Source organism: Bartonella sp. AP3QHHD, assembly GCF_042195765.1.
In the GTDB taxonomy this organism is placed as follows: domain Bacteria; phylum Pseudomonadota; class Alphaproteobacteria; order Rhizobiales; family Rhizobiaceae; genus Bartonella.
Genome location: NZ_JBHIPC010000085.1, coordinates 223,197 through 241,203, shown reverse-complemented (window position 1 = coordinate 241,203; position 18,007 = coordinate 223,197). Strand labels below are relative to the sequence as shown.

The following is an 18,007-nucleotide window of genomic DNA, read 5'->3' as shown; positions in this document are numbered from 1 at the left end:
TTTTCTAAAATCTCTCCTCTTTTCTTGAAATCATTTAAAATGATTATAATATTGTGTAAGCTATTCGGTATTTTCAAGGAACTTATAACAGCAAAGACACTTACACATGAAGGGATAGAGCGTAATTGTGCACTCAGACATGTAAACAGAAAAAAACAGATACAATGTTTTTGTATAGGGTTTTGCGTAGAGGAAAATAGTACGAGAAAATGAAAAAAGATTTGAAGATATCGCACCCTTTACGTATCTGCTATTATATAGCAGGGTGGGCGATGGTTATATTAGGTATTATCGGTGTCGTATTACCTATTATGCCAACTGTGCCTTTTTTATTGGTTGCCTCATGGTGTTTTACGCGTTCTTCTCCACGTTTTCATCAATGGTTGAATAATCATCGTATTTTGGGTCCCCCTATTAAGCGATGGGAAGAAAAAAAAGCAATCTCTCCATTTGTTAAAGTTTTTGCAATGATGAGTATGACAGGAGGATTTTTATCCTTTTTTGTAATGCTACACCCTCCTTTGTGGATTTCTTTACTTGTTGCGGTTATATTATTGCTGATTGCCATTTATATTGTAACACGTCCATCTTCCTAATGATAAAAAAGGCTTTATGGGATACTCTTTTTAGCTTCGGCTTATTTGTAAAAACTATGAGAACTTTTAAGTTTTGAATATAAGCTCTCCATTTCCAAAATGCATATGAAATAGCAAGCTTTTTGAACGCAATTAATTAATAATATGTTTGTGAAATAATTTTTATGAACAAAGAAAATTGTTTATGAACACTCAAAATGTTCTCTCTTGGTAAACAATGATAAATCACATTCATGGAAGAGAGTCTTTATTTCTGTAAAGCATGTTTGTATGAATCTCTACATATACATCATTAAAAAGTCATTGATATGATAGTCATTTCTTTCTAAAAGACATTTCGTTTTTTTCATATTTCTTAATGAGGATATAATACAAAGCTTACTAAACACCATCATTTTTATACTTATACAGTTAAGAAGCCGGTCTATTATATCAATCTTTAATGTTACATCTGTTATTAACTTAATAATAATTCATAAGAAACAACAGAGTTTTTCAAATGGTTTTATATATACACGCATTCTTATTATAATATGCGAATAAATAATTTTTCTGTCTTTGTATAAAGCTTATTCGAAATAAAAATATTATTGCATTCTTTGTTTTTTAATGAAGTCATGCCCCTCAAGTAAAACAAAAGGTCTCCCAAATCATGTTATTTACACATTTATTTTTAATGAAACATTTCTCAACGCTTTACTCATTTCATAATAGCAGACTATACATGGATAAAGTAAAATCTCCTGTAACATGTATAAAATCTATTTGAGCACCATCATCCTTGCCTTGCAAAATACACACCGACAGTCACCATGCTATTTGTCATCCTCCAATGTTGCCTTAGTAATTCCTAATGCTACAATTATAGCTTGTCATCTGGTTTTGTATATTTTGACACTAAATTTTGTACCAATTTATTTTTTTCAAAGAGTTTAAAGATGTTCTCAAAGGGTTTTGAAAGCCTTTTCTCATTTTTACTTATGGAAACGCACTTTTTTCTGATTTTCGGTAATTTTTGCAATTTTAGGTGTCAAAATCTATTTTGATAAAACGCGCATTTAATGGTCAAAATTGTACATAAAAACAACAAATTACCACGTATTCCTACTTAATCCAACCTCTTCCTACTTAGTATAAAACCTACTGTCAAACTACAACAATAACCCTTAGAACTTGAAAACCTTCATACATGCAAGGAGATGAGTGTGCTTGATTTAACAGGGTTAAAATGAGAAAATCTCCTTGGCTAAACTTCCTTGGCACGTTAAGTGTTTTTTTAATGCGTCGTAAATACTTTTAAGTCTTATCTATCGCGCCTTATGTAAGTGAAGCGTATGCGTGGTAGGCCAAGTAGAATCTGCTCAAAAACAGCCGAACTGTTTACAGACCAGCAAAGGTTAAGAATCCTCATCCTTAGGGTAGAACAAAAATCAATCTTATAAACAATATGATGAGTCAATATACTTGTTTTAAAGAACTGGAAACTATGTCTTTATAGGTCTAGCAATTCGCTTTTTATTACCAAAAAAATTGAGATAACGTTGTACTTCTTTTGAATCACCAATCGTTTTTTCAGGATTATCTGAAAGTTTTACAGCTGGTCGACCATTGGCATAGGTCACCTTACAAACAAGGGAAAGAGCATCAAGAGTTTTGATTTCCTGAGGTGCACAGCCTGTAAAATCATTGGTAAGATCCGTGCCCCATCCAAAACTCATGCGCACTCTACCATGGAAATGATGATAGGTTTTTTCAATTGTATTGACATCAAGAGCATCAGAAAAAATTAAAAGTTTTTTGCGTGGATCTTTTCCTTTTTCTTTCCACCATTGAATAATACGTTCGCCACCTTCAATAGGGGGCGCACTATCGGGTCTGAAACCCGTCCAATCAGCAACCCAATCTGGTGCATTGCGTAAAAATTCTTCTGTACCAAAGGTATCAGGTAAAACAATGAGAAGATTTCCACCATAATAACGATTCCAATCTTGCAAGACTTGATACGGAGCTCTGCGTAATTCATCATCGTTGTTGCTGAGAGCCGCAATAACCATAGGCAATTCGTGTGCATTGGTTCCAAGAGCTTCTAAATCCGTATCCATGGCAAGAAGAACATTAGAAGTTCCAGTAAAAGAATGACCAATGCCTTCTTTTAATGCTTCCACACACCAGCGCTGCCATAAAAAAGAATGGCGGCGCCTTGTCCCAAAGTCAGATATTTTAATATCAGGCAATTTTTTGAGACGTTCAACTTTACTCCACATTTTTGCTTTAGCACGCGCATAAAGTACATCAAGAGCAAAACGATCTAGTTTTTTGAGAGCAGCACGTGAACGTAATTCACTAATAATAGCAAGGGCAGGAATTTCCCACATGGAACTATGGGCCCAGGGTCCATGAAAATGAAGGATATATTGGCCATCTTTGCGGGTGAGTTCATATTCTGGGAGTTGAAAATTCTCAAGCCACTGAAGAAAATCCGGTTCAAAAATTTGTTTGCGTCCATAAAATGTATTACCAGCAAGCCAGATCATTTCTTTTTTTGTAAAGCGCAAACTAAGAGCATGATCAAGTTGAGCACGTAATTCACTCTCATCAATATCATCGGCAAGACGTATTGTTTTAGAGCGACTTATGAGGGAAAAAGTAACATTAACATTAGGGTATAACCCCCAAATCATCTGCACCATAAGAAGCTTATAAAAATCCGTATCAAGAAGTGACCGAATAATGGGATCAAGCTTCCAAGTGTGATTGTAAACACGTCTAGCAATATCCGGATGATTCATAACCTTTTTCTTTCATTTTCATAAAATCTAAAATATTATGCACCAACACGGCTAATATAGACGGTGCAATATAACAACTCTACAGTTTTGGGCAAGAATAAAAAGCCTGCTCTCTTTTTTCATCTTTAAGATTTGACAATACGCATAATTTCATGCTGACCTGTTTTTTGTAACTTTATCCCTATATGAACTTCGGTATATTCTTTGCTATTAACATAGAGCATATTTTTAGGTCCCCATTTTACTTTAATGCGATAAACGGCATCATAAAACTTCATTGTTGCTTCATATTTTGGCCAAATAGAGGGTAAATGTGGCTGCAAAAACAATAGGTCTCCCTGACGCTGTATTCCAAGAATAGCTTGTGTTGCGGCGCGATAAAACCAACCGGCTGAACCTGTATACCAAGTCCAACCGCCTTGACCACATCGTGGTTCAACAGCATAAATATCTGCGGCCATCACATAAGGTTCAACACGATAAATTTCAGGATCTTGTCCATGGGTAATTGGGTTTATCATAGAAAATAAAGCATAAGCTTTATCGTTTTGTTCCATTTCAGCCAACGCAAAAATACTCCAAATGGCACCATGCGTGTATTGACCACCATTTTCTCGAATTCCTGGAGGATAACCTTTTATATAACCAGGCTCGAGCGTACTTTTATCAAAAGGCGGCCAAAAAAGGCGAATGAGTCCGCCTTTTTTATCATAGAGCTGTTCCAACATTGATTTCATCGCTTGTTTTTGACGTTCAGGCGATGCCATTTGAGAAATGACAGCCCAAGATTGAGCAATGGTATCAATTTGACATTCATCATTGATTTTAGAGCCAAGAGGTGTTCCATCATCAAAATAACCACGTCGATACCAAGCACCATCCCAACCGTTTTTCTCTAGGGATTTTGTTAAATGTTCAAGGTACGTACTCCATATTTGCATATGGCTATTATCACCACGTTTTTGGGCTAAAGAGATAAATGCTTGTAATGTGTACCCAAGAAACCATCCTAACCAAATGCTTTCGCCTTTTCCTTCCACACCAACCAAATTCATACCATCATTCCAATCCCCACCTAAAATAAGAGGGAGACCATGTGGTCCGCAGCGTTTAATGGCAAGGTCTAAAGCTAAAGCACAATGTTCATAAACTGTTGCAACCTTTGAGGATTGGGTGGGTTGAAAATAAGCATCCTGTTGCCCACTTTTGAGAACATCACCTTCAATAAAAGGAATGAGCGTATCAAGAAAAGCGTCATCACCAGTGGTAGTGACATAAAGAGCTGTTGCATATGCAAGCCAAACGATATCATCAGAAATGTATGTACGAACACCAGCATTTGTGTCAGGCAACCACCAATGTTGCACATCACCTTCAAGAAATTGGTGCGCTGCTGCATTTAACAATTGTTCACGTGCTAATTGTGGTTCCAGCAATAACAAAGACAAGCTATCTTGTAACTGGTCACGAAAACCAAATGCACCACTCGCTTGGTAAAAGCCTGCGCGTGCCATGATGCGGCATGCGTAGATTTGATAAGGAAGCCAATGGTTGACCATAAGATTAAAAGAAGCATCAGGTGTTTTGACTTGGAAAGGAGAAACAAAATCACTCCATTGCTGTTTTTGTTTTGTGAGCTGAATTTCAAAATCACTTGCACGTACTTGATTGAGTAATTTTTCAGCTTCTTGCCTATTTTCAGCACTACCAAGATAGAATATGATTTCTTTTGTTTGCCCTGGTTGAAGATCAATATCATAAGCGAATGCTGAACAAGGATCACATCCTGCTTCAATGGTATTCGAAAGAGCACCGGCTTTACGGATCGCATTTGGACGTGTTACGGTTCCCGTTGCACCAATAAATTCAGCGCGATTGGTCGTAGTGCTGGTTGGCATTTCGGATGCTGATAAAAATGTAACTTGTTGAGATTTCTCGATGTGATAGGGATTTTGAATAAAATGTGCACCCCATCTGTCCTCATAAGAGGAAACAATAAAGGGGGCATATTTTGTACGGACATTTCCCAAAACCCATTCAACATAATTATAAAGGCGTAAACTGCGTGGTTTTTTCCCTTCATTCGTAAGGATAAGACGTGAAAAGCGAATAGGTTTTTCGGGATCAAGTGTATGAGTCAGTTCTAATGCGATTTCTGAATGTGTTGATTTAAAAGTTGAGAATCCAAACCCATGACAAGCCTCATAGACAATATTTTCGTCACATTCAACAGTAGAAACGGGTGAGAAACGTTTTAAAGACTGGCGATCAACCAGATAAAGAGCTTCTCCTGGTCGGTTAGACGTTGGATCATTCGCCCAAGGAGTTAGTTGATAATCGCGGCTATTGTTAGCCCAAGTAAAAATTGCACCTTCAGCAGAGACATGAAAACCAAATCTGTGATTAGCAATGACATTAATCCACGGATGCGGTGTAGTGGTACGTCCATGAAGACGTATTACATAATGATTGTGCTGATTAAAACCACCGTAACCATTCCAATATCTTAGATCTTCTCCATTTGGGAGAAAAGAGGATGGTTTTTGTTGGCTAATAAGACCAATGGAAGAAAAAAGATTTTGTTCAGTTTGTGTTGTAAATTGCTGTCCTTCGTTATATCTTGGCAAGTTTAATTGATCATAAGATTCTTGATAATTTTTACGAACTGTGAGATTAAAATCATTCTCATCAAGTCGTTTAAGTTGTTCAGATAAAGAGCCATTTTGGGCATCAAGAACGATACGCGCTGATGCAAGAAGCGTTTTAAAACTATTTTCACTCATTTGATCGCGTCGAAGCATGAAAATATGTTGGCGTTCATCTGCTTTTTGCGTGTGGTGATAATAAGATTCACAGACCCACTCAAGAGCGCGTTGTGTATTTTGTATGTAGGAAAATGTTTGTTCATTAAGAATGACCAAATCAACAATGAGTCCGCGCATACGCCAATATTCATGTGCTTTAAGGAGCTCGCGCAGTACAGTTATATTTCCCTCGTTATTTAATCTAAGAAGACAGAGTGGATTGTCTCCTGAGATAGACATAGGCCAAAGATTAGACTGTTTTCCTATCGTTTTTGCTAATATTTCAGAAGGAAGACGCCACGTTCTTTCTGGATAAATAAGCGGTGTTGCATATTTTTGATAGATAATAGCTTCTTTAAGCTGGGTTCCGCTCTGATACAGTGCGACTTGTGAGCGCGTCCATGCCATTGAAAGTTCTTTTTGAAACATATCAGGTTGTCGATAATGTTTAATATGATTATTTAGCGCTTCTTTTGTATGAGCAGCAAAAGTCCAAAAAATAAGTTCTGCTTTTTCATGGGCTGAAATTTTTATACGGCATCGCAATGACATAACAGGGTCAAGAACACAACCTTGACTATTACTGAAACGAGCATTTTGGTCAAATGCAGTGGGCCGATGAATGGATCGCCCCCGACCAATAAACAGAGAGCGATCTGTTTCAGCTTCTGTCTCTTGGAGAATATCTGTTGTACTAGAAACAAAATGGGCAACATAGATTTCAGGATCACTAGGCGAGCGTTTGCGCCTTTTGGCAAAAATTGTTTTACCTTCTTCAGTAATTTCTGTCTCTATAAACATACGGGAAAAAACAGGATGAACTTGGTCTGTATCCATCGTTGCAAGCGCTAATTCACCATAAGAAGTCACTTCAATGAGTCGGTCTTTATTTGTCGTATTCATCAATTGAATACGTCTCCCTTCGCCACATCCTTCAGATGTAATAAGACATTCAAGTGTTGATTTAATACCATCAACCATTTTTGTATATTCAGCCTTTTCATCTGTAAAAATGCTGACAGCTTCTTCTTCAATAACACGTGTTGGCTCACCAGTAACAGACCACCACCGTCCACTATGCGTATCACGTAAGAAGAATAAAGTACCTTGTTGATCTTCTGTTGCATCAGGAATAAAGCGCGTAATCGCATAATCGTGCCAACGGCTGTAACCAGAACCATTCGCTGTTAACATGGTAGAATAAAAGCCATTAGACAAAAGTAAAGTTGCTCGTGGTTTGAGTAACGGGTTTGTAATAATGCGCAAAGGGGCTGCGTCAAATGCTTGAGACTTATTGCGCATACGATTAACAGCTTTGGTATGAATAATAGGAATGAGATGAGGCGCTCTTTCCTGTAAGAGCAATTGTGTTGCTTCAATAACGGGATCACGGTGAAAACGATCACGCATTCGCCCTTGAAAAATAACATTGTTAAGAGCAAGAATAGACATACCATGATGGTGCGCATAATAATTGCGTACAATGGCGTATTTTTCCCCTGTTTTCACGCGTGTTGGAGTAAAATCAACAGAGTCATAATAACCATATGTTCCTAAAGCTCCAAGATCACGGAGTCGTTTTAAATTAGCGACAGCGCAAGCAGGAGCATATTGTGCCGCTAGAAGGCTGGCATAGGGAGCAATGACAGCATTGCGTGAAAGACCACGTTGGAGTCCGAGGTTTGGAACACCAAAATGAGCGTATTGGTAATTCATTAAATGATCGCGAGCATTAAATGCGGCTTCTGAAATACCCCATGGCAATTCCCGTTTATGGGCATATTGTATTTGACAACGAATAATCAATCGATTTGTTTGATCTAAGAGAGACCCTAAAGGTTCATGCATTACGAGAGATGGCATAAGATATTCGAACATTGATCCAGACCATGATAGGAGTGCACCTTTCCCACCTATGGGTACGAGAAGTCGACCAAGACGAAACCAATGTTTAAGTTTTATATCTCCTTTTGCGATGGCAAAAAAGCTTGCAAGACGTGCTTCTGAAGCAAGTAGGTCATAACAATTTTCATCGAGTTTGTTTTCTTGAACACGATATCCAATGGATAAGAGATGCCGTTTAGGCTGTTCTAAAAAGTCAAATTTCATATCAAAGGCTATTTGCCGTGCCATTATAGCCAGCCTGTTTAGGTTTTTACGTAATTTTTCAGTATCACAATGAGCAGTCGCATCATGATGATGAGCGTTACAGGTGTCGATAAGGCATTTAGCCCAAGAAAGCGCACGAGCAGATTCTATCGTTTGAATTTTGTGGTCAAGTTCACCGACTAAGTGCACAATATCGTGGGCTGCAAGTGAAAGATCTATGATGTGAGAAGGGACCGTATTTTCTTGTTCTAAAAAAGTGAAGACAGAGTCATGAAAACGAGTGATGTTTTCTTCGATTTTTTGGCGTAAAGAGCGTAAACTGGGTTGATGATCTGGAACTTCTCTGACAGTTTCTTCAAGAATAGCAAGAACATCCGATAAGCCTTCTCGATCACTTTGGAAAAAAAGAGGCGGTTTTTCAGCCCATTCACTTAAAGCAGAAGAGAGTGTTACCAAATGACCGGCAAGATTTCCTGAATCAACGGTTGATACATAAGTAGGCAAAAGAGGCCTGAGTGTCTCCGTTTCATACCAATTATAGAGATGACCACGAAACTTTTCCATTTTTGTAAGAGAGCGTAATGTACATTCAATACGGGTGATGGTCTCTTCAAAACCAATCCAGCCAAAATCACGTGCTGCAATAATAGAAAGGAGATAAACGCCAATATTCGTAGGCGATGTACGTTGAGCAACAAGAGGTTCAGGATCTTCTTGAAAATTATCGGGAGGCAGATGGTTGTTTTGTGCATTGACAAAGGTTGTATAATAAAGCCATGTCCGCCGTGCAATAGAGCGAAGTTTTTTTTCATCTTTTGAAGAAAGATCAAGGCTATCTTGAAAGGTTGAAGGTTGACTCACAATCCAAGCAATAAAGGGTGAAAAAAACCATGCTATCCCAAAAGGCAAAGCAACCAAGCTTGCAAAACTATCAGAAAAAAGAGGGAGTGCTATAGTAAGAATACCAATAAGCGATGCTGGTGCCATTGTAAAAACATAGACACGCAAACTATTGGGCATTGATTTTGTTGCGGCAGAAGTTTTCCATTCAAGAAGATGCTGGTTTGAAATCGTCATACGATAGAGTGTACGAATAATCGCATCGGTCATAAAATACGCCGAATGAGCAAGAAACGTCGTTTTAAGAAATATATCAGCGCTTGTAAGAGCAATTTTGTTCCAAATTAATTGAAAATGTCCACGCAAAGAATGATCTATATTGGATGAGACAAGCGTTTTTAATACACATAGAATGGGTGAAATGAAGGAGCTAAACAACAAGAATAGTTGCCAGACGATTGCACTCTTTAAAGACAAAAAAGCCCATCCTGCAAATGCTGCGATTAACCACATAAGTGGAGTGAGAGAACGACGTAAATTATCCTGCATTTTCCAACGCGTCACGGAACTTATTTGACGGTGGGAAAAAAGATAAGGCAAAAGCTGCCAATCACCGCGGACCCAACGATGATAACGCATAACATCAATATTGTAAGCGGTTGGATAGTCTTCAATGACTTCTATGCTACTTACCAGAGCAGTACGAGCATAACCTCCTTCTAAGAGATCATGACTAAGAGTAGTATTTTCTTTAATTTTGCCATCAAGCGCTTGTTCAAATGCATCAATATTATAAAGACCTTTACCGATAAAGGTGCCTTCTCCTAAAAGATCTTGATAAGTATCAGAAACAGCAAAAACATAAGGATCAATGCCACGGTTTATAGAAAAAACCCGTTGGAGAATTGATGTTTTTTTTCCTGTTGTAAGAGAAGGAATAATGCGTGGTTGTAAAATGCTATAGCCCTTTACAACCTTTCCACTTTGTAGATCAAAAACGGGATGATTGAGTGGATGGTTAAGCTTTCCAACAAGTTTCGCGACGCTCTCTGGAGTAAGACGTGTATCACAATCCAGCGTCATAACAAAACGGCAATCCATAGGAAGACGTGGATTGGGAGGATAAAAGCTTGTATTTTTATCGCCTCTTAAGAGTCGATTAAGTTCATGAAGTTTTCCTCGCTTTCGTTCCCATCCCATCCAACATTTTTCGCTTGTATTATAAAGGCGTCGGCGATGTAAAAGGAAAAAAAGCGGAAGTTCATCACGATGATAACGATTATTGAGTTTATCAATATTCTTTTGCGCATAGTGCAATAAATCAAGATCATCTTGCGTTTCTCTCAATGGAGCATCCACCCAATCTGTAATGAGTGCAAAATGAATGGCACCTTTAGGATTGGAAAGATAGTGCACTTCAAGATTGCGCACTTGTTCATCAATATCATCGCGTGATGTCATCAAAGTAGGTACAACAACCATTATCCGTGCATGTTTTGGAATACCTTCTTTATATTCATAACCAATGAGTTGTCTTGATGGGACAAACCACGAAACAACAGTATTAAATAAAGCAAAAGCAGCATCGATAGCAGGAAAAAGCGCCAATACAGTAAAGCAAAAAGACATCCATTGTGTCATGCCAGATAGCTGTAAAAGGGCGTAAATTACAAGCAAAAGAGCAAGCGTCAGAAAAGAGACAGGAATGGCGATGACTCTCAATTTTGAGCAACAGGAAGCGCGTGTCCATTTTATGAGAAAGGGCGGAATATATCCACAAGCCTTTTCAAATATACCACAACCATCATCAACAAGGTACCACCCCACACAAGAATGATGAGGCATATCTTTAGAAGTGGAATTTGCCATTTCTACAACTTTATGTGCAACTTCCAGTTCACTAAGAGGCGAAAAGCGAGAAACTTTTTCAATGACTTGTCGATAAATATTGCGTGAGTGAGCATCAATTTCAGAAAAATCACTATTTTTACGCAAAATAGAATCGACACAACTCACTGTTTCAAACCATGCTGTCCAATCAACATCATCTATAGCTTTAAGAGCACGGATAATATTACCCATGGTCACACCATCTGCTGCTTGTCGGGTATGTTCATCGGCTGTTGCAATCTCTAAGCTACTGCCTTGGCTTTTCAATTGCTTTTCAAGCCAAGTTAATGCTACGGTTGAATCGACAGATGCACTGCGCAGGCGATAGAATAAATGTGCTGAAAAAGTTGGATCAACAATAAATGATTTATACTGCGTAAAAAGAGAGTGTAGATTTGTTTTATTTTTTACAAGAGAAATTTTATCTGCAACTTGACTAGCAAGATGGCGCATATGTCGTGCTTTTTCGATACGTACTGAAAGACGACGGACATTTTCAATGAGCAGCATTTGCATAACTGAAGGAAGAGCCCACAATTCACCAATTGTGAGCGCACAAACTTCTTGAAATCCGTTGGTCATAGCAGTGAGTGTTTCTTGTGAAAAGCTGCTATCGGTATGCGCAATATAAAGCCAAGTTAAAGCAAAAATTCGTGGTATTCCGGCTTTGTGTGTAGAAAGAGGAAGTTGCTTTATGAAGGACTTGGGTAGATTACAACGTAGCTTTTGTATGGTTTTATCAATGGTGTAATGATTATCAATGAGCCATTGAGCAGATGGTGCGATAGTTTCATCATTTCGAGCAGCAAAATCACTGGTATGAAAGGCATGAAGAATAAGTTTAGCATTTTCATTCAATCTCTTGCGAAAATCTCCTACTCCTTCATATTCAGGGAGTAAAATTTCTTTACCAGAAGCTATATCATGCCCTAAGTTATAAAGATCTTCCTGTACCTTATAAATTGCACGAAGAGGAAAATCCGTATTAATAAAATGATCTTTTTTCTCTTTTTGAGAAAAAAAGCACTTTATGAAAGGTATTATGCACGTCATAGTGTCCCATTGTTATTCAATTACATCGTTTTTTATTTAAATTTTAAGCATTTTATCTGAATAGTGAACCGTTGTTAGATAAAAAACAAACTTTTTGTTTTTATTTGCAAGCATTTATAATTTTTGTTTCAATAATTTAAAAATAAGCAGACAATTTTTTTAGAAAATAAAAAGGTCACTCCTAATGAGTGACCTTAATAATAAAACCAACTTTAATGATTGATGATTAATCTTGTTCTTGTTTTTTCAAAGCTGCACCCAAAATATCACCAAGAGAAGCACCTGAATCTGTAGAACCATATTGTGCAACAGCTTCTTTTTCTTCTGCAATTTCTAAAGCTTTAATCGATACTGAAATTTTACGTGTTTTTTTATCAAATGCTGTGATGCGAGCATCAACCTTTTGCCCAATTGCGAAACGCTCAGGACGTTGCTCATCACGATCACGCGCAAGATCAGCACGCCGAATGGTTGTCTCAAGGTTGTGGTCAATCAATTTCACACCAATGTCATTGTCGTTAACAGCAATCACTTCGCATGTTACAACTGCACCTTTTCGCAATTCGCCAGAAGCAGCAGCTTCTCCAACTTTATCACTGGAAAGCTGCTTAATTCCAAGAGAAATGCGCTCTTTTTCAATATCAACATCAAGGACCACAGCTTTAACGATATCGCCTTTATTGTAAGTATCAATAACTTGTTCACCAGGACGATTCCAATCAAGATCAGACAAATGAACCATACCGTCAACATCGCCTTCAAGCCCAATAAACAGACCAAATTCTGTTTTATTTTTGACCTCTCCTTCAATTTGCGAATTGACAGGAAATTTATTGGCAAAAGCTTCCCATGGATTTTCAAATGTTTGCTTTAAGCCAAGAGAAATACGCCGTTTAGAAGGATCAATCTCAAGAACAACCACTTCTACTTCTTGTGATGTAGACAGAATTTTTCCAGGATGAACATTTTTCTTTGTCCAGCTCATTTCAGAAACATGGATCAGCCCTTCAATTCCTGGTTCAATTTCAACAAAACCACCGTAATCAGTAATGTTGGTAACAGCACCCGTAATTTTTTTACCAATCGGATACCGGACACTGATGCTTTCCCAAGGATCACTTTCAAGCTGTTTCATTCCAAGAGAAATACGGTGCGTATCTTGATTAATGCGAATAATCTGCACTTTAATCGTTTGGCCAATTGTGAGCACTTCAGATGGGTGATTAACACGCCGCCATGCCATATCTGTAACGTGCAAGAGACCATCAATCCCACCAAGATCAACAAAGGCACCATAATCTGTAATATTTTTCACCACACCTTCAACGATTTGGTTTTCTTCAAGATTTTGTACGATTTCTGAACGTTGCTCAGCGCGACTTTCTTCTAAAACAGTGCGGCGTGAGACCACAATATTGCCACGACGACGATCCATCTTCAAAATTTCAAAGGACTGTGAATTATGCATGAGAGGTGAAACATCACGAATGGGACGAATATCAACTTGGCTGCGAGGCAAGAAAGCAACGGCACCATCAAGATCGACTGTAAAACCACCTTTTACTTGGCTAAAGATCACTCCATCAACGCGTGCACCAGCATTGAATTTTTCCTCCAAACGGACCCAACTTTCTTCGCGCCGTGCTTTTTCACGCGATAAAACAGCTTCACCCATCGCATTTTCAATGCGTTCAATGTAAACCTCAACTTCATCGCCAACTTGCAAAGAACCATCTTTTGCTTTAGCTCCAAATTCTTTGAGAGGAATACGTCCTTCGACTTTAAGACCAGCATCAATAATGGCCATGTCTTTTTCGATTGCAATAACACGACCTTTAACAACAGATCCTTCATTAAGATCATTAGTTTGAAAAGATTCTGTTAAAAGGGCTTCAAAATCCGCTGTTGTGGGATTGTATTGTGACATAGGAACTCCTAATATATACCTTGTATTATAAGGTATGAGCGCTAGGTTAGTGTTAACATAAATAACTCCCTAGCCTTTTTCCTTGAATAAAGGAAAAAAAGTTAGCGCTAGGCTGGAAGTTACCTTAACGAATTTATCCAATTATATGCATTTTTATGATTGGATCAATAAAGCTGCATGCAATTTCAAATGTTGCTTCTATACTCAATTCTGACGTATCAAGCAAGTGGGCGTTTTTTGCTGGTTTTAGTGGACTTTGTTTGCGCGTTATATCGCGACTGTCGCGCTGTTCAAGTTGAGCTAGGATTTCATGATAATTTGCTTGAACACCTTTTTTTAAAATCTCTTGGTAGCGGCGTTTGGCGCGTGTTTGAACATTGGCTAGAATATAAAACTTGATATCGGCATCAGGACAAACAATCGTTCCGATATCACGCCCATCAAGCACACAGCCGGGCAAAACTTTAGCAAAGTTGCGTTGTTTTTCGACAAGAATTTTGCGTACAGCAGGGTTAATTGCTATTTTTGAAGCCGCTTCACCAAGTTCATGAGAAGAAAGAAGAGCAGGATTTAAGGTGTTAAAATCAAGTCCTTTAGCATAAATAATAGCATTTTTTTCATCATTAAGAGCTAAATTTTGCTGTAAAAGCGTATGAGCAACACTACGATAAGTAAGACCAGTATCGAGATGACGAAGGCGATAATGTGCAGCAATTTTGCATGCTAAGGTTCCTTTGCCTGAGGCAGCAGGTCCATCAATGGCGATAACAAAAGGCTTCACGCGATTTTTCCCCCAAGTTGTTTTATAAAAGGAATAAATTCTGGAAAGCTCGTAGCAATCATTCGTTTATCATCAATGGTAACAGGTTTTTCTGATACAAGCCCAAAAATGAGAAAACACATAGCAATTCGATGATCAAGATGTGTGGCAACATACCCACCCCCCAAACCTTTGGCAGAACCTTTTCCATAAACAATAAGAAAATCTTGACCTTCTTCACAGTCTACGCAATTAATTTTTAATCCTTGAGCAACAGCAGACAATCGATCTGATTCTTTTACACGCAATTCTTCAATTCCTAGCATAACTGTTTTGCCTTCTGCAAAGGCTGCTGCTACTGCCAAAGCAGGATATTCATCTATCATCGATGAAGCACGTTCTTTGGGCACCGTAACGCCTCTAAGGACCGATGATTTTATCCGTAGATCAGCAACATCCTCTCCACCTGTTTGACGTCGGTTCAAAAATTCAATTTGAGCACCCATTTCCCACAATGTTTCGATAAGTCCTATTCGAGAGTTATTTATCAAAACATTTTCAATGGTGATATCAGAGTCTTCTATAAGAAGGGCTGCGATAATTGGAAAAGCAGCAGAAGAAGGATCACCCGGAATATGAATCGTTTGTCCAGTAAGATGGGGTTGACCATTAAGATAAATCAAACGCGCACCTTCGTTATCTTTTTCTATTTCAAGTTGCGCACCGAATGCTTTTAACATTTTTTCCGTATGATCTCGTGTCAGAACTGGTTCAATAACAGTTGTAGTGCCGGCGGTATTGAGTCCAGCAAGCAGGATTGCTGATTTAATTTGGGAGGAAGCTATTGGAACACGATAACGAATCGGATTAGCCATTTTCGGACCATAAAGCGTTAAAGGAAGGTGATCGTCGCGCGTTGCCTCAATTTCAACCCCCATGAGACGCAGTGGATCAAGGATACGTCCCATTGGACGTTTAGAGAGAGAAGCATCACCAATAAAGGTTGTTTTCATATGATACGGACCAACCATTCCCATAACCAAACGAGCACCTGTTCCAGCGTTTCCAAAGTCTAAAGGTTTTTGTGCAGCTAAAAGGCAACCATTCCCTGTTCCTCGTATGATCCAGAAGTCTTCTTTTTTAATAATACAGGCACCCATAGCTTGCATAGCAGCAGCTGTATTGAGTACATCAGCGCTTTCAAGTAATCCATGAATATATGTCTCACCACTTGCTAATCCTCCCAATATAAGAGAGCGATGAGAGATTGATTTATCTCCTGGTATTTGAATTTTTCCAGAGAGACTACTCGATTTATAGGTGGTTATAGGGATTGCTTTTTGCATGGAAATTCTATTTAATTCTATCTAACTTTTATCAAATTGTGCATCCTTTAGCACATGCTTTAAAAGACGTCATGAAAAAATCACTGTGGAACAGTGTATTTATCTTTGACAAAGGTATTATTTTTCGATTAAGCACCATAAAATTTATCTTTTAATGGAATAATAGTTAATCAAAGAGGCACGGTTTATGGCAAAACAAGAACTTGGAACTAAACGTGTTGATCCAGAAACAGGAAAAAAATTTTACGATCTAAATCGCGATCCTATTGTGTCGCCCTATACAGGAATTTCTTATCCGCGTTCTTACTTTGAAGTTGCAGCAGCTGAAGCAAATAATGAAGAAGAAGTTGATACTGAAGAGCTTGATACAGCACTTGAAAAATCTGCTTTTATGCTTCTTGAAGATGATGATGTGGATTCTAAAGATGACGATCTTCCTGATTTAGAAGATAGTGATGTAGATCTTGGTGATGATGATGATACATTTTTGTCTCATGATGGTGACGATGAAGATGATGACGTTACTGATATTCTCGGAGGCGGTGTTTCTAATGATGACGATGCTTAAAAGAAGTAAAAGAGGACATCTTTTCCATTGAATGTAAATTCTTCTTGATCTTCAATTTTGATCGTTCTAGAAAAGCTGGAATTGTATACTGTCTTTTTGGGACAATTTGTTTTTATAGGGGCTATAGCTCAGCTGGGAGAGCGCTTGCATGGCATGCGAGAGGTCAGCGGTTCGATCCCGCTTAGCTCCACCAAAAAGACCAACTGTTCTATCAAGGGAATCAATTATAATAAAAGATGTGTGCATCAATTTAAAAGGTTTATGTGCTATTTAATTATCATTCCAATAGCGCCTGTTCCTTGCATTTTAATGATATTATAATACATTTTTAATCATTTGTTGGATTATAAAATTTACTGTCGCAACCGTGAAAGTAGATAATTTTTTTATGCTTTGCACAGAAATAGAAAATGAGCTGTTTAACCTGCGCCTTGTCTTAAAGGACAAAATTTGAATTTCCTTTACCACAATATTTCCACAAATATCATAATATGTTGGTTACCGGTATCTTTTTAAAAGATATGAAGTACTTAAACAAAGAGTAGAGAATAAAATATTAAAATATACTTCTCAATTATTGCGAATCAGAACTTTTTTCGAGTATTTTTAGCTTGATCAGATGTTCTGCCAATTAAAAATTATCCACCTTGAGTAGCGTATACCTGCTCAATACTAAGGTATATTAACACTTAAATAATATATTGAATCAATTAATTTTTTCCTTGCACGTCACAAACAAGGTCGAGGTGTAAGAGCAAAGTGGTGCCATCATTATATGTGCTAATTCCCAATGTTACGGATAATTCTTACATTTGAGAATGTATGTTCATAAAAAAACATTTTTAGTCTTTTCTTTCACAGTTTTTATCCACATACCCATTGTGCTTGTTATGTGCAAGCCAATGGTTTTATTGATTCAGCCTCAAGAAATCTGAAACGATAAAACCCTACGCCATTCGAGATTCTTACTTTAATATGAATAACGATATATTATCTTTATAAATCAACATCTTAAACCATTTAAGAAAAAGAATAAAAATGCTTCTCATAAATATTCTCAAATGCAAAAGCTATCACAACATTGGAGACTGACTTGTTACTTCATAGGCGTTACAAATCTTTCTCTGAATACTCCCTACCCTGAGTATTCATTGTGTGTAAAGTTGCATATACCTTATCATCCTATAAACGGGAGTGTTTTTACAATACAATAAGATAACTTCTTTCAATTAAGATGAACTGGATGGACGAGTATGTTTTATTTCATACAATACTAAATACACTTAGTTTTTTTGAAGACTGTAGCGCCCTCTTTATACAAAACA

Annotated in this window: 7 protein-coding genes and 1 tRNA gene; 3 read left to right on the top strand and 5 right to left on the bottom strand. The window is 37.8% G+C overall.

Annotated elements, in window-relative coordinates:
• Positions 1–209 precede the first annotated feature (209 nt).
• Positions 210–596 (top strand): YbaN family protein, encoded by a 387-nt coding sequence (locus ACFIL7_RS06105; RefSeq protein ID WP_375633686.1) that lies wholly within the window; start codon positions 210–212, stop codon positions 594–596.
• Between the two features lie 1,484 nt (positions 597–2,080).
• On the opposite strand, the gene pncB is transcribed toward ACFIL7_RS06105, so the two are convergent.
• The 5 genes from pncB to aroA form a co-directional block, all read right to left on the bottom strand.
• A complete protein-coding gene (pncB, locus tag ACFIL7_RS06100; RefSeq protein WP_375633685.1) occupies positions 2,081–3,385 on the bottom strand; it encodes a nicotinate phosphoribosyltransferase in 1,305 nt (434 codons plus the stop codon).
• A gap of 125 nt (positions 3,386–3,510) precedes the next feature.
• On the bottom strand, positions 3,511–12,081 hold the full coding sequence (locus ACFIL7_RS06095) for a GH36-type glycosyl hydrolase domain-containing protein (RefSeq protein ID WP_375634002.1): 8,571 nt from the start codon (positions 12,079–12,081) through the stop codon (positions 3,511–3,513).
• A 226-nt stretch (positions 12,082–12,307) separates the two neighbouring features.
• Positions 12,308–14,008: a 30S ribosomal protein S1 gene (gene rpsA, locus ACFIL7_RS06090; RefSeq protein ID WP_026500132.1), complete on the bottom strand. Its 1,701-nt coding sequence runs from the start codon at positions 14,006–14,008 to the stop codon at positions 12,308–12,310.
• A gap of 133 nt (positions 14,009–14,141) precedes the next feature.
• Positions 14,142–14,789: a (d)CMP kinase gene (gene cmk, locus ACFIL7_RS06085; protein ID WP_375633683.1), complete on the bottom strand. Its 648-nt coding sequence runs from the start codon at positions 14,787–14,789 to the stop codon at positions 14,142–14,144.
• Positions 14,786–16,114 (bottom strand): 3-phosphoshikimate 1-carboxyvinyltransferase, encoded by a 1,329-nt coding sequence (aroA, locus tag ACFIL7_RS06080; RefSeq protein WP_375676934.1) that lies wholly within the window; start codon positions 16,112–16,114, stop codon positions 14,786–14,788. Before aroA ends, cmk begins: the two co-directional genes overlap by 4 nt.
• A 187-nt stretch (positions 16,115–16,301) precedes the next feature.
• On the opposite strand from aroA, the gene ACFIL7_RS06075 reads away from it, so the two are divergent.
• Positions 16,302–16,682 (top strand): TIGR02300 family protein, encoded by a 381-nt coding sequence (locus tag ACFIL7_RS06075; RefSeq protein ID WP_375611400.1) that lies wholly within the window; start codon positions 16,302–16,304, stop codon positions 16,680–16,682.
• Positions 16,683–16,799: 117 nt separating this feature from the next.
• Positions 16,800–16,875, top strand: a tRNA-Ala gene (locus ACFIL7_RS06070).
• Positions 16,876–18,007: the final 1,132 nt, after the last annotated feature.

Bases quoted from the DNA above. Each gene is read 5' to 3' on its own strand.
- ACFIL7_RS06105 (WP_375633686.1), top strand. From the start codon at position 210: ATGAAAAAAGATTTGAAGATATCGCACCCTTTACGTATCTGCTATTAT.
- pncB (WP_375633685.1), bottom strand. From the start codon at position 3,385: ATGAATCATCCGGATATTGCTAGACGTGTTTACAATCACACTTGGAAG.
- ACFIL7_RS06095 (WP_375634002.1), bottom strand. From the start codon at position 12,081: ATGACGTGCATAATACCTTTCATAAAGTGCTTTTTTTCTCAAAAAGAG.
- rpsA (WP_026500132.1), bottom strand. From the start codon at position 14,008: ATGTCACAATACAATCCCACAACAGCGGATTTTGAAGCCCTTTTAACA.
- aroA (WP_375676934.1), bottom strand. From the start codon at position 16,114: ATGCAAAAAGCAATCCCTATAACCACCTATAAATCGAGTAGTCTCTCT.
- ACFIL7_RS06075 (WP_375611400.1), top strand. From the start codon at position 16,302: ATGGCAAAACAAGAACTTGGAACTAAACGTGTTGATCCAGAAACAGGA.